This window comes from Streptomyces sp. NPDC040405 (assembly GCF_055595765.1).
The window spans coordinates 1,476,858-1,490,181 of sequence record NZ_JBVIVI010000002.1; the positions used below are offsets into that span (position 1 = coordinate 1,476,858).

Annotated in this window: 8 protein-coding genes; 6 read left to right on the top strand and 2 right to left on the bottom strand. The window is 71.8% G+C overall.

Going from position 1 to position 13,324, the window contains the following annotated elements; translation table 11 throughout:
• The first annotated feature begins 32 nt into the window (after positions 1-32).
• On the top strand, positions 33-1,493 hold the full coding sequence (locus tag ACZ59A_RS13915; RefSeq protein ID WP_470957657.1) for an aldehyde dehydrogenase family protein: 1,461 nt from the start codon (positions 33-35) through the stop codon (positions 1,491-1,493).
• 40 nt (positions 1,494-1,533) lie between these two features.
• On the opposite strand, the gene ACZ59A_RS13920 is transcribed toward ACZ59A_RS13915, so the two are convergent.
• Positions 1,534-4,440 carry a glycoside hydrolase family 3 C-terminal domain-containing protein gene (locus ACZ59A_RS13920; protein WP_470957660.1) on the bottom strand — a complete coding sequence of 969 codons (2,907 nt, stop codon included), beginning with the start codon at positions 4,438-4,440 and terminating at the stop codon, positions 1,534-1,536.
• Positions 4,441-4,705: 265 nt separating this feature from the next.
• Here ACZ59A_RS13920 and ACZ59A_RS13925 point away from each other — a divergent pair, with 265 nt between their 5' ends.
• From ACZ59A_RS13925 to ACZ59A_RS13945, 5 genes are all read left to right on the top strand, one after another.
• The gene (locus tag ACZ59A_RS13925) at positions 4,706-6,388 is read left to right on the top strand and encodes an extracellular solute-binding protein (protein ID WP_470957663.1); all 1,683 of its coding nucleotides are present in this window, start codon (positions 4,706-4,708) and stop codon (positions 6,386-6,388) included.
• Positions 6,388-7,383, top strand: coding sequence for an ABC transporter permease (locus ACZ59A_RS13930; protein ID WP_470957666.1), 996 nt, complete (start codon positions 6,388-6,390; stop codon positions 7,381-7,383). Before ACZ59A_RS13925 ends, ACZ59A_RS13930 begins: the two co-directional genes overlap by 1 nt.
• A complete protein-coding gene (locus ACZ59A_RS13935) occupies positions 7,380-8,348 on the top strand; it encodes a carbohydrate ABC transporter permease (RefSeq protein ID WP_470957669.1) in 969 nt (322 codons plus the stop codon). Before ACZ59A_RS13930 ends, ACZ59A_RS13935 begins: the two co-directional genes overlap by 4 nt.
• 62 nt (positions 8,349-8,410) lie before the next feature.
• Positions 8,411-10,402: a beta-galactosidase gene (locus ACZ59A_RS13940; RefSeq protein ID WP_470957671.1), complete on the top strand. Its 1,992-nt coding sequence runs from the start codon at positions 8,411-8,413 to the stop codon at positions 10,400-10,402.
• A 55-nt stretch (positions 10,403-10,457) separates the two neighbouring features.
• A complete protein-coding gene (locus ACZ59A_RS13945) occupies positions 10,458-11,162 on the top strand; it encodes a GH12 family glycosyl hydrolase domain-containing protein (RefSeq protein ID WP_470957674.1) in 705 nt (234 codons plus the stop codon).
• A gap of 51 nt (positions 11,163-11,213) precedes the next feature.
• Here the strand turns inward: ACZ59A_RS13945 and ACZ59A_RS13950 are convergent, their stop codons facing one another.
• Complete coding sequence (locus ACZ59A_RS13950; RefSeq protein ID WP_470957677.1) at positions 11,214-13,274, bottom strand: glycoside hydrolase family 31 protein; 2,061 nt, start codon at positions 13,272-13,274, stop codon at positions 11,214-11,216.
• Positions 13,275-13,324: the final 50 nt, after the last annotated feature.

Consider the following 13,324-nt stretch of genomic DNA (forward strand, 5'->3'; position numbering starts at 1 on the left):
ACCCCACCACTTCAGAAGGGTCGGGATCCGCTGTGCCAGACACAAACGAAGCTGTCACCCATGCGTTCTGGCTCGCCGGCCGCGAGGCGACGGGCGAGAGCACGCTCGAGGTCACGTCGCCGTGGGACGGCCGACGCGTCGGCGCGGTGAGCGTTCCCACCGAGGCACAGATCGAGGAGGCCGTGGCGGCCGCCGAGGCCGTGCGCGCGGAGTTCGCCGCGACGCCCGCGCACGTGCGGGCCGCCGCCCTCGACCAGGTGTCGCGACGGCTCGCCGAGCGCACCGAAGAGATCGCCCGGCTGATCTCGGACGAGAACGGCAAGCCCATGAAGTGGGCGCGCGGCGAGGTCGGCCGTGCCGTCTCCGTCTTCCGTATCGCGGCGGAGGAGGCCCGCCGGTTCAACGGCGGCGAGGCCCAGCGGCTGGACACCGACGCCGGTGGTGAGGGGCGGCTCGCGCTGACCCGCCGCTTCCCGCGGGGCACCGTGCTCGGCATCGCGCCGTTCAACTTCCCGCTGAACCTGTGCGCGCACAAGGTCGCCCCGGCCCTCGCCGTCGGCGCGCCGATCATCCTCAAGCCCGCGCCCGCGACCCCGCTGTCCGCGCTGATCCTCGGCGAGCTGCTCGCCGAGACGGAGCTTCCGGCGGGTTCCTGGAGCGTGCTGCCGGTGCCGAACGACCAGATGCCCGCGCTGGTCCAGGACGAGCGGCTGCCGGTCATCTCCTTCACCGGTTCGGACAAGGTCGGCTACGCGATCCAGGCGTCCGTGCCGCACAAGCACTGCACGCTGGAGCTGGGCGGCAACGGCGCGGCGGTCGTCCTGTCGGACTACGCCTCCGACGCCGACCTCGACTGGGCGGCCACCCGCATCGGCACGTTCTCCAACTACCAGGGCGGCCAGTCCTGCATCTCCGTGCAGCGGGTGATCGCGGACGCGTCCCTGTACGAGCGGCTGCTGCCGAAGGTCGTCGCGGCCGTCGAGGCGCAGGTCACCGGCGATCCGTCCGATGACGCGACCGATGTCGGCCCGCTGGTCAACGAGGACGCGGCCAAGCGCGTCGAGTCCTGGGTGGACGAGGCGGTCCAGGCCGGTGCGAAGCTGCTGACCGGCGGCAAGCGCGAGGGCGCGAGCTACGCCCCGACGGTGCTCGCGGACGTGCCCTCGGACGTCACGCTCTCCTGCGAGGAGGTCTTCGGCCCGGTGCTCACCGTCCAGCGGGCGGCGGACGAGGAGGCGGCGTTCGCGGCCGTCAACGACTCCAAGTACGGGCTGCAGACCGGCATCTTCACCCGCGATGTGCAGACCGCGTTCCGCGCGCACCGCGCGCTGGAGGTCGGCGGTGTGATCGTCGGCGATGTGCCGTCGTACCGGGCCGACCAGATGCCGTACGGAGGCGCCAAGAAGTCCGGCGTGGGGCGCGAGGGCGTGCGGTTCGCGATGGAGGACTACACGTACGAGCGGGTCATGGTCCTCACCGGGATCGACCTGTAACAAGCAACCCCGTGGCCCGCCCCGGGCTTCTTCCGGACCCTCAGCCGGAGAAGCCGAGGCGGGCCAGCCGGAGGGCCCCGCGCAGCGTGACGTGGAGGTCGTGCACGCCGGTCGGGGAGGTGGCCGGGCCGGTGCGGACCGTGGCGTACGCGTAGCGGCCGCCGGTGGGCGGGACGGCGACGGTGGCCACGGGCGTACCGTCGGCGAGGTGCAGTTCCACCGTCGCCGCCTCCGCCCCCTCGAGGGCCGCCTCGACGGTGACCTCCGCCGCGCCCGCGCCGAAGTCGCAGGTGCGGAAGAGCAGTCGGCCGACCGCCTCGTCGCCGCAGGCCACCGCGTCGCCGCGGGCCTTGGTGCGGTCGACGAGCAGCGTGCCGTCCGCCGCGTCGTAGTCCGCGGCCGCCAGCCCGTGCGTCAGTACCGGGCGCGGGGCGGGCGGCGGGCCGTCGAGGGTGAGGTCGGCGGTGCGGCGGATGTCCGCGCTGGAGGCGCCCGCGTGGATCTCGTAACGGCCCGGGTCGACGGTCCAGCGGCCGTGGGCCACGTCCCAGAACCCCAGCGCCTCGGCCACCGGCACGGTGAAGAACAGCCGCAGCATCTCGCCCCGGCGCAAGGTCACCCGGCGGTGGGCGATCAGCCGTCGGTGCGGGCGCGGTACGCGCGCCCCCGGGGCGCTCGCGTAGATCTGCACCACCTCGTCGCCGTCGCACGGGCCGGAGTTGGTGACCGTGCACTCGACGGCCAGCGCCCCGTCCCCCGTCTGCCGCACCGACAGGCCGTCGTAGCCGAAGCGGGTGTACGACAGGCCGTGCCCGAAGGGGAAGAGCGGGGCGCCGTCGAAGTAGAGGTAGGTGGCGCGGGAGGCGATGATGTCGTAGTCCAGCAGATCCGGCAGCTCGTCCTCGGACGCGTACCAGGTCTGCGGCAGCCGCCCGGCCGGTGAGACGTCGCCGAACAGCACCCGGGCCAGCCCGTCTCCCGCCGCCTGGCCGCCGTGCGCGGCCCACAGCAGGGCGGGCAGCGCGTCGGCCGCGTCCCCGACGGCGTACGGATAGCTACTGGTCAGCACCAGTGCGGTGCGCGGGTTGGCGGCGTGGGCCGCGCGCCACAGCCGGTCCTGTCCGGCGGGCAGGGCGAGGGTGGTGCGGTCCTCGGTTTCGCGGCCGTTGATGTGCGGATCGTTGCCCAGGACGACGACGACCGCGTCGGCGCCGGAGGCGGCGCGCGCGACGGCGTCCTCGCCGCGTTCGACGACCTCGCGGTGGAAGACCTCGGCCCGGGACCGGTCGGCAACCTTCAGGCCCTCGGCGGCGACACAGACATACCCGCCCGTCCCGCCGTGTCTGAGGAGATGTCCGTCACCGTGCCGCTCCAGCGCGAACGTCTCCTGGACGACCCAGCCCCCGGGCTGCTCGGCGGCGGCGCGCACGAAGCCGTCGTCGGCGACCGTCAGATAGCGGCCGGAGGGGGCGCGCAGCGTGCACACGCCCCCGCCCCAGTCGGCCAGGGCCAGGTCGGTGGGGGTGTCGCCGAGGGTCAGCGGCGGCAGATCGGTGCGTCCCGCGGTATGCGCCGGGTTGAGCGACGCCTCCCGCGACGCCTCCCGCGACGCCTCCCGCCCCCGCTCCTCCGCCGCGTCCCCGGGCGGCACCCGCACCCAGCCCGCCGCGGCGCGCAGCCGTACGGTGTCCGTCCCCTCCGCGAACACCACCCGGTCCGCGCCGAGCCGCGCGGCCAGCGCCTCCCGCGGCGAGCTGCGGCGCAGCAGACTGCCGCTGTACCAGTCGAGTTTGCACTCGTCGGCGAGCGGGCCGACCACGGCCAGGGTGCCGGTGGCGGACGCCGACAGCGGCAGCAGGCCGTCGTTCTTCAGCAGGACGACGGCCTGTTCGGCGGCCTCCAGGGCGAGCGCCCGGTGCGCGGGCGTGTCGAAACCGGTGCCGCGCGGGTCGGCGTACGGATCGTCCGCCCCGTCGAACTCGCCCAGCGCGCACCGCATCGTCAGCAGCCGCCGCACCGCCGTGTCGACGGCGGACGCGTCGATGAGCCCGCGCTCCAGCGCGCCCCGCACCCGGCCGATCGTCTTCGAGGCGTCCTGGTCGTGGTCGGTGAAGCTGTCCACCCCGGCCAGCAGGGCGGCCGCCGCGCCCTCCTCGTGGGTGTCGAAGTAGTGCTCGGAGTCGACCAGGTTGGAGGGCGCGCCCGCGTCCGAGCAGACCACCAGCTCCCGGTCGGTCCAGGTGCGCAAGTGCTCCCGCAGATACGGGGAGACATGATTGGGCCGCCCGTTGACCAGGTTGTACGCGGGCATCACCCCGGCCACCGCGCCCGCCCGCACCGCGCCGCGGAAGGCCGCGAGGTCGTACTCGTGCAGGACGCGCGGCCGCACGGAGGACGACGTGGTGTCGCGGGCGGTCTCGTTGTTGTGCGCCAGCCAGTGCTTGAGGACGGGGGCGGTGCGCCAGCGGTCCGGGTGGTCGCCGCGCAGGCCGCGGGTGTACGCGGCGGCCAGGGCGGAGGTGAGGTACGGGTCCTCGGCGTACCCCTCCTCGTTGCGGCCCCAGCGCGGATCACGGAGCAGATTGACCGTCGGCGCCCACACGTTGAGCCCGACCAGGGGCTCGCGGGCGCGCATGGCCCGTACCTCGGTGCCGACCGCCTCGCCGATCCGCCGCAGCAGGTCCGGGCTCCAGGTGGCGCCGAGCCCGACGGCCTGCGGGAACACCGTCGCCGGTCCCATCCAGGCGACGCCGTGCAGCGCCTCCTGCCCGGTGTGGAAGGCGGCGAGGCCGAGCCGTTCCACCGCGGGGGCGTACTGGTGGAGCATCGCGATCCGCTCGTCGGGCGTCAGCCGGGCGAGCAGATCGTCCACGCGGGCGCCGACCGGCAGCCGGGGATCGCGGAAGGGCGGACGGGTCGTCGGCTCACCGGGCTCGCAACCGCTCACGGGTCTCCTCGCGGAGGTCGGAGATGGGATTCGAAGCGCTTCGATGCTGAGGGTCGGAGTCCGTCCTGTCAAGGCTCGGCGAGTTCCGGCGGCTCAACATCCCTTTTCCGCCACCCGGTTGTGAGGATGCGGGAATCCACGGACCCTCAACGACTCTTTCCCGCCCGGCCCTTGCGCGCCCCGACCCCCCGACTTAATCTCAGCGCAATATCGAAGCGCTTCGACCATCGGTCGTACGGCGGGCTCGCCACGAAGGGTTGACGCAATGCCGAACTCCCAGGCTTCGGCCTCCACTTCCCCTCCCAGCCGGAGAACCTTCCTGGCCTCCACGGCGGTCGCCGCGGCGGCCGTGACGGGAGGCGTTCCGCTGTTGTCCGCGTGCTCCACGGAGGACGGCGGGAACAAGAGCGGAACCACCTCCGGCAAGGACTTGAAGAAGCTGCTGCCGACCTATGTGGCCTCGAAGGTGGCGGACCCGGATATTCCGAGTGTCAACGGCTCCAGCCCCGGATACACCAAGGCCCCGCCCCCCGCCGCCCTGGTCGCCTCCGTGAAGGGCAAGCCCGGCCACGGCGGCAGCTTCACCATGTTCGAGCCGCTGTGGGGCACTCCGCCGCCCAAGAACAACGCCTATTACAAGGCGGTCGACGACGCGCTCGGCGCGACGATCAAACTCCAGCCGCAGGACGGCAACACCTACGGTGAAAAGCTGAGCGCGGTCCTCGCCTCCGGCGACATCGCCGACATCGTGATGATTCCGCTGTGGGAGATGGGCGGAAAGATCCATGGCGCGGTCAGCGCCAAATTCGCCGACCTCGGCCCGTATCTCTCCGGGGACAAGGTCAAGAAATACCCCAACCTGGCCGCCATTCCCACCGCCGCCTGGCAGATTTCCGTCTTCGGCGGCAAGCTCCGCGGTCTGCCGATGTCCTCCCGCCCGCTCGCCGGGGTCATCCCGTACTACCGCGAAGACCTCTTCGAGAAGAACGGATATCAGGTCCCGAAGAGCCCGGACGAATTCCTCGCCCTCGCCAAGGAGATCACCCGGCCGAAGAGCAAGGTGTGGGCCTGCGACGACATGTGGTGGTCGGCGCAGCGATTCTTCGGCTGCCCCGGTGAAAAGCCGTACTACTGGGTGGAGAAGGACGGGAAGCTCGTCCACAAGGTGGAGACCGACAACTATCTGGAGGCGCTGGAGTGGTGCCGAAAGCTCTTCGCCAAGGGCTATGTCCATCCCGACGCCATCGCGGGCAAGGCCAATGACGCGCTGACCCGCTTCACCTCCGGCCAGACCCTCATCTACAACGACGGTGACGCCAAATGGTACGGCGCCACCTTCGAACAGGCCGGGCCCAACCCCGATTTCAAGATCCAGGGAATGGACTGGTTCGGCCCCGACGGCGGCGACCCGGTCATCTATCTCGACCCGCCCGCCCAGATCTGGTCCTTCCTCAACAAGAGCCTCTCCAAGGAGCGGATCGAGGAAATCCTCGCCCTCGCCAACTTCATCGCCGCGCCCTTCGGCACCAAGGAACAGCGCCTCATCGACTACGGCGTCGAAGGCGTGCACCACACCCTGAAGAACGGCCTCCCGGTCAAGAACGCCACCGGCGTACGGGACGTCCAGGACACCTACCGCTTCATCGCGTCCCCGCAGGCCAGCGTCGCCTACCCGGACTTCCCGCAGATGGTCAAGGACTACTGCGGCTGGATGCGGCGCATGGGCGAGTTCGCGAAGAAGCCGCTCTTCTACGGCATGCAGATCCAGGAGCCCAACCGGTACGCCTCCCTCTACACCCCCTTCGAGGACCTGGCCAAGGACGTCACCCGCGGCCGCAAGTCGGTCAAGGACGCCCAGCGGGCGATCAGCGACTGGCGCAGCGGCGGCGGCGACCGGCTCCGCGACTGGTACGCCAAGCTCCTGGAAGAGAACGGCAGCGGCGCCTGATGGCGGTGGACCTCCGCGACCGGAATCCCCGCGACCGCACGGCGACCGGCGACCGCACGGAGCCCCGCGGCCGCCGCGGGGACGGCGTCCGGTGGTGGCACCGGCTGCGCCGCGACCGCGCCCTGCTGCTGATGACGGCCCCCACCGTGGGGCTGCTCGTGCTGTTCACCTACGTCCCGCTGCTGTGGACCACCGTCGCCTTCAAGGACTACGACCCGTTCACCCAGGGGCTGTGGACCAGCCCCTGGGTCGGGTTCGACAACTTCACCCTGCTCTTCGAGGACAGCCGCTTCTGGGACGCCTTCGCCAACACCCTCAGCATCACCTTCCTCCAGCTGGTGCTGTTCTTCCCGGTGCCGGTCGCGCTCGCGCTGCTGCTCAACAGCGTGCTCAGCGACCGGATCCGGGGCCTGGTGCAGTCGATCCTGTACCTGCCGCACTTCTTCTCCTGGGTGCTGGTCATCACGATCTTCCAGCAGATGCTCGGCGGCGCCGGGCTCCTCTCCCAGCGGCTGCGCTCCCACGGGTACGAGGGCTTCGACCTGATGACCGACCCGGGCGTCTTCAAGTTCCTGGTCACCGCCCAGCTGGTGTGGAAGGACGCGGGCTGGGGCGTGATCGTCTTCCTGGCCGCGCTGTCCGCCGTCAACCAGGACCTGTACGAGGCGGCCGCCGCGGACGGCGCGGGCCGCTGGCGCCGGATGTGGCACGTCACGCTGCCCGCGCTGCGCCCGGTGATCGCCCTGCTGCTGGTGCTGCGCGTCGGCGACGCGCTGACCGTCGGCTTCGAGCAGATCCTGCTCCAGCGGGACGCGGTGGGGCCGGGCGCCTCGGAGGTCTTCGACACCTATGTGTGGTGGGTCGGCATCGCCAATACGGACTACGGGATCGCCGCCGCGGGCGGCCTGATCAAGGGCGTCTTCAGCCTCGTCCTGGTGCTGATCGCCAACAAAGTCGCCCATATGCTCGGCGAGCAGGGGGTTTACCGGAAATGACGCCGGAAGTGACCGTGACCGAGCGGCCCGCCGCCCCCGCCGCGACGCCCTCCGGGCAGCCCCTGCGCCGCCGCGGCGGGGAGAAGCGCCCGGTGTGGGAGGAGGAGCCCGGCAAGGTCGGCCAGGGGCTCAAGGGCCTCACCCTCACCGGGGTGTGCCTGGCGATCCTCGGCCCGCTGTGGGTGGTGATCGTCACCAGCCTCTCCGACCAGAGGACCATCACCGACGCGGGCGGGCTGGTCATCGTCCCCGAGACGATCACCTTCCGGGCCTACACCGAGCTGCTGAGCGGCGGCACGGTCACCCGCGCGACGCTCGTCAGCCTCGCGCTCACCGCCGTGGGCACCGCGATCAGCACCGTCGTCTCCGTGCTGTGCGCCTACGGACTGTCCCGGTCGGGATCGTTCCTGCACCGGCCGATCCTGATGCTGCTGCTCGTCACGATGTTCTTCAACGCCGGGCTGATCCCCACGTATCTGCTGGTCACCGGGGTCGGGCTGGAGGGCAGCTACTGGTCGATGATCCTGCCGAGCGCCATCTCGGTCTTCAACGTGCTGGTGCTGCGCGCGTTCTTCCAGAACACCGCGCCCGAGCTGGTCGACAGCGCCCGCATCGACGGCGCGGGGGAGTGGCGGATCCTCTTCCAGATCGTGATGCCGCTGTCCCGGGCGGTGATCGCGGTGGTGTCGCTGTTCTACGCGGTCGGCTACTGGAGCCAGTGGTTCAACGCGATGCTCTACCTCAACGACCAGCAGATGTGGCCGCTGCAGATGATCCTGCGCCAGCTCGTCATCAAACAGCAGGCGCCGCAGGGCATGTCCCAGATGATCGCCACCCAGCAGATCCCGGGCCTGGCCGTCCAGATGGCCGTCATGGTGCTCGCGCTGATCCCGGTCGCGATCCTCTACCCCTTCGTCCAGAAGCACTTCACCAAGGGCATGCTCATCGGCGCCGTCAAGGGCTGAGCCGCCCGCCCCGTACCGCCGCCCGCCCCGTACCGCCAGCCGACCGACCCGAAAGAGCAGGTATGCCCGACCTGAACGACGCCACCCGCGGCCGCGTCCTCTACGGTGCCGACTACAACCCCGAGCAGTGGCCCGAGAGCGTCTGGCACGACGACATCCGGCTGATGCGCGCGGCGGGCGTCACCACCGTCACGGTCGGCGTCTTCTCCTGGGCGACGCTCGAACCGCGCCCCGGGGCCCGTGACTTCGACTGGCTCGACCGGGTCATGGACCTGCTCCACCAGGGCGGCATCGAGGTGTGCCTGGCCACCCCGACCGCCTCCCCGCCGCCCTGGATGGGCGCCCGCCACCCCGGGACCCTGCCGCGCGACGAGACCGGCTCGGTCGTCTGGTACGGCTCGCGGAACCAGTTCTGCGCCTCGTCCCCCGTCTACCGCGACTACGCGCTGCGGATCACCGAGGACCTGGCCGAGCGCTACGGCGACCACCCCGCCCTGCGGATGTGGCACGTGGGCAACGAGTACGGCACCCACTGCTGGTGCGACACCACCGCCGCCCACTTCCGCCGCTGGTTACGCACCAGGTACGGCCGCCTCGACACACTCAACGAGGCGTGGGGGACCGCCTTCTGGAGCCAGCGCTACGACTCCTGGGAGGAGATCATTCCGCCGCGCCGGGCCCAGTACCTGGGCAACCCCGGGCAGGCGCTGGACTTCCGCCGCTTCACCAGCGACGCGCTGCTGGAGTGCTTCACCGCCGAGCGCGACGCGCTGGCCGCACGCACCCCGCACATCCCGGTCACCACCAACTTCATGCCGCTGTTCATCGGCCAGGACGGCTGGGCCTGGGCCGCCGAGGAGGACGTCGTCTCCGTCGACGTCTACCCCGACCCCAAGGACCCGCACGGCGGCGCGTACGGAGCGATGATCCACGACCTGACCCGCTCCCAGGCCGGTGGGCCGTGGCTGCTGATGGAACAGGCCGCGGGCCCGGTGAACTGGCGCGGCGTCAACCACCCCAAGCCGCCGGGGCTGATGCGGCTGTGGTCGCTGCAGGCCGTCGCGCGCGGCGCCGACGGCGTGTGCTTCTTCCAGTGGCGGCAGTCCCGGCAGGGATCCGAGAAGTTCCACTCCGGCATGGTCACCCACGCCGGGGAGCACAGCCGCACCTACCGCCAGGTGCGCGAACTCGGCGCGCAGCTGCGCGAGCTGGGCGGCGCCGTCGGCAGCGACGTCCCCGCCCGGGCCGCGCTCCTGCACGACTGGCACGCCTGGTGGGCGAGCGTGCAGGACGGCCGTCCCTCCTCCCGGCTCCACTACGACCAGGTGCTGCGCGCCTGGCACCAGGCCCTGTGGGAGCAGAACCTCACCACCGACTTCGCCCATCCGCACGCCGACCTCGCCGACTACGCCCTGGTCGCCGTCCCCCATCTGTATCTGCTGACCGACGAGGCGCTGGAGAACCTGGCCGGTTACGTCCGCGGCGGCGGCACCCTCGTCTGCGGCTTCTTCACCGGCGTCGCCGACGAGGACGACCGGGTCCGCCCCGGCGGGGTCGACCAGCGGCTGCGCGACATCCTGGGCCTGCGGACCGTCCACGAGTGGTGGCCGCTGGACGAGGGCGAGACCGTGACCGCCGAGAGCCCCTCGCTCGGCCCGTTCACCGGCACCCTCTGGTCCGAGGACCTGGAGGCGGACACCGCCGAACCCGTCGCCCGGATCAAGGGCGGCGAGCTGGACGGCCTGCCCGCCGTCACCCGCAACGCCTACGGCGACGGCACCGCCTGGTACGTCTCCACCCTCCCCGAACCCGCCGCCCTGCGCGCCCTGCTGGGCCGCGCCGCCGACGACGCCGGGCTGGCGCCGCCGCTGCCCGGCATCCCCGAGGGCGTCGAGGCCGTACCGCGCGGCGACCTCCTCTTCCTCCTCCACCACGGCCGCTCCCCGGCGGTCGTCCCCCTCCCGTCCGCGCGCACCGATCTGCTGACCGGCCGCGTGTACGACACCCAGGTCAGGCTGGACCGCTTCGCGGTCGTGGTCCTGGCGCCGCTCTGATCCCCACCCGTCCCCGGGATCCCCGGAATCCCCCCACCCGAAAGGAATCGGCATCGTGCAAAGACGAGCCGTGCGTTCGCTTCTCCTGACCCCGTTACTGGCGCTCCTCACCGTCGTCGGCTTCGCCGCCGCCCCCGCCCAGGCCGCCACCTGGTCCTCCTCCGAACAGTGGGGCAACTGGTCCACCGGCGGCTACACGCTCTACAACAACATCTGGGGCTCCGGCGCGGGCGCCCAGAGCATCTGGGCCAACTCCGCCAGCGACTGGGGGGTGTGGGCCAACCACCCGAACACCGGCGGCATCAAGTCCTACCCCAACGCCAAGAAGGTCGTCGGCAAGAAGATCAGCGCCATCAACAGCCTCACCAGCAACTACAGCGTGACGGTCCCGTCCTCGGGCGCCTACAACACCTCGTACGACATCTGGGACAGCAACTACGCGTACGAGATCATGCTCTGGGTCAACAAGACCGGCGCGGTCGGCCCCCTCGGCACCTCCCAGGGCACGGTCACCCTCGGCGGCCACACCTGGACCGTCTACAAGGGCAGCAACGGCGCCAACCAGGTCTTCTCCTTCATCCGCAGCTCCAACTCCAGCTCCGGATCCGTGGACATCAAGTCCATCGTGAACTGGATCAAGAACACCAAGGGCTGGTTCGGCGATGTGACCATCGGCGACGTCCAGTTCGGCTACGAGATCACCTCGTCGGCCGGTGGCCTGGACTTCCGCACCAAGAGCTTCGGCGTCAGCGCCAGCTGACCCCCCGCGTACCGCCGCCCCACCCCGCGGCGGCGGTACGCGCCCGGGCGGTCAGTCCCGCACCGGCAGCCGGGCGCCGTCCCGCAGGAACAGCGGGATGCGGTCCAGAGGAGCGGGGACGGTCACCGACCGGCCGCCGTCGTACTCCTCGCCCGTCCAGGCGTCCGTCCAGCGCGCACCCGCCGGGAGGTACGCCGTCCGCTCGACCGAGCCCGGCTCCAGGACCGGGGCGACCAGGAGGTCCGGGCCCAGCAGGTAGGAGTCGGCGATGTCCCAGGCGGCCGGGTCGTCGGGGAACTCCAGGAAGAGCGGGCGCAGCGGCGGCAGCCCCTCCTCGTGGGCGGTGCGCATCTGGTCCAGCAGATACGGCTTCAGGCGCTCGCGCAGCCGCAGATACGCGGCCAGGATCTGTTCGGCCTCCTCGCCGTACGACCACACCTCGTTCGGGCCGCCGGTCATGTGCGGGCCGAGCGGCAGCCCCGGGGCGCGGTAGCCGTGCAGCCGCATCACCGGGGACAGCGCGCCGAACTGGAACCAGCGGATCAGCACCTCGCGGTAGGCCGGGTCGTCCGGGTCGCCGCCGTGGAAGCCGCCGATGTCGGTGTTCCACCACGGGATGCCGGACAGCGCCACATTGAGCCCGGCGGCGATCTGGCGGCGCAGGGTCGCGAAGTCGGTGCCGATGTCGCCGGACCACAGGACGGCACCGTAAGCCTGGCTGCCCGCCCAGGCCGAGCGGATGAGGGTGACGACGTCCTCCTCGCCCGCCGCCCGCATCCCGTCGTACAGCGCGCGGGCGTTCTCGCGCGGGTAGAGGTTGCCGACCTCCAGGCCGGGACCCGCGTGGTAGCGCAGATTCGCGGCGAAGCCGGGCTTCGTCTCGGGCTCGCAGGCGTCCAGCCAGAAGGCGCGGATCCCGTACGGCTCCAGATAGTTCTGCCGCACCCGGGACCAGACGAACTCCCGCGCCCCGGGGTGGGTGGCGTCGTAGAAGGCGACCTGGACCGGCTCGCCCTCCCGCCGGTCGGGCCAGTCGGCGTGCGCCACGGGTCCGTACTCGGTGCCGATCAGGAAGCCGCGCTGCTCCATGGTGGCGTGGTTCTCGCTGAGCGGCGAGACCGACGGCCACACCGACACCATCAGCCTGATGCCCAGCCCGTCCAGCTCCCGCACCATCGCGGCCGGATCGGGCCAGGCGACCGGGTCGAACGCCCAGTCGCCCAGATGCGTCCAGTGGAAGAAGTCGCACACGATGACGGACATCGGCAGCCCGCGCCGCCGGTGCTCGCGGGCGACGGTCAGCAGCTCCTCCTGGGTGCGGTAGCGCAGCTTGCACTGCCAGAACCCGGCCGCCCACTCGGGCAGCATGGGGGCGCGGCCGGTGACCGCGGTATAGCGGCGCTGGGCGGTGGCCGGGTCCCCTGCGGTGATCCAGTAGTCGATCTGGCGGGCGCTGTCGGCGACCCAGCGGGTGCCGGTCGCGCCCAGCTCGACACGGCCGATCGCCGGGTTGTTCCACAGCAGCGCGTAGCCGCGGCTGGAGGTCAGGACGGGGATGGTCACCTCGGAGTTGCGCTGGACGAGGTCGACGACGGCGCCCTTCTGGTCCAGCAGCCCGTGCTGGTGCTGCCCGAGCCCGTACAGCTTCTCGCCCTCGTACGCGCGGAAGCGCTGCTCCAGGCGGTGGTAGCCGTTGCCGGTCGCGGTCCGCAGCCGCGGCCCCGGCCACCAGAAGTGGGCGCGCTCCTCGGCCAGCAGCTCCCCGCCGTCCGCGGTCCGCACGAAGCGGATCATGCCGTCGGCGGTCATCTCGGCGGTGAGCGCGCCGTTGGTCAGCGAGGCGTGCCCGTCCGCCACCTCGACGGCCGCGGCGGACGGCGGCGGGGCGTCCCGGAGCGCCCCGGGCAGCCCGTCGAGGACCGGCCCGCCGAGCCGGGCGCGCACCCGGATCGCGTCGGGGCCCCACGGTTCGAGCCGTACGGTCTCCTGGCGGCCGCTCCACTCCAGGGCGCCGCCGCGCGCGGCGAACGAGCCGACGGTGGGGGAGGTCTCGGCGAGCGAGGAAGAGGCGGGCGAGACGGAAGAGGCGGGCGAAGACGGCGACGGGTTCACGGATGCGCTCCTCGGGGGTGCGGCGGTGAGGGGGCGTGCGGTCGGTGCGT

Coding starts and splice junctions, on each gene's coding strand:
- ACZ59A_RS13925 (WP_470957663.1), top strand. CDS start 4,706: ATGCCGAACTCCCAGGCTTCGGCCTCCACTTCCCCTCCCAGCCGGAGA.
- ACZ59A_RS13930 (WP_470957666.1), top strand. CDS start 6,388: ATGGCGGTGGACCTCCGCGACCGGAATCCCCGCGACCGCACGGCGACC.
- ACZ59A_RS13935 (WP_470957669.1), top strand. CDS start 7,380: ATGACGCCGGAAGTGACCGTGACCGAGCGGCCCGCCGCCCCCGCCGCG.
- ACZ59A_RS13940 (WP_470957671.1), top strand. CDS start 8,411: ATGCCCGACCTGAACGACGCCACCCGCGGCCGCGTCCTCTACGGTGCC.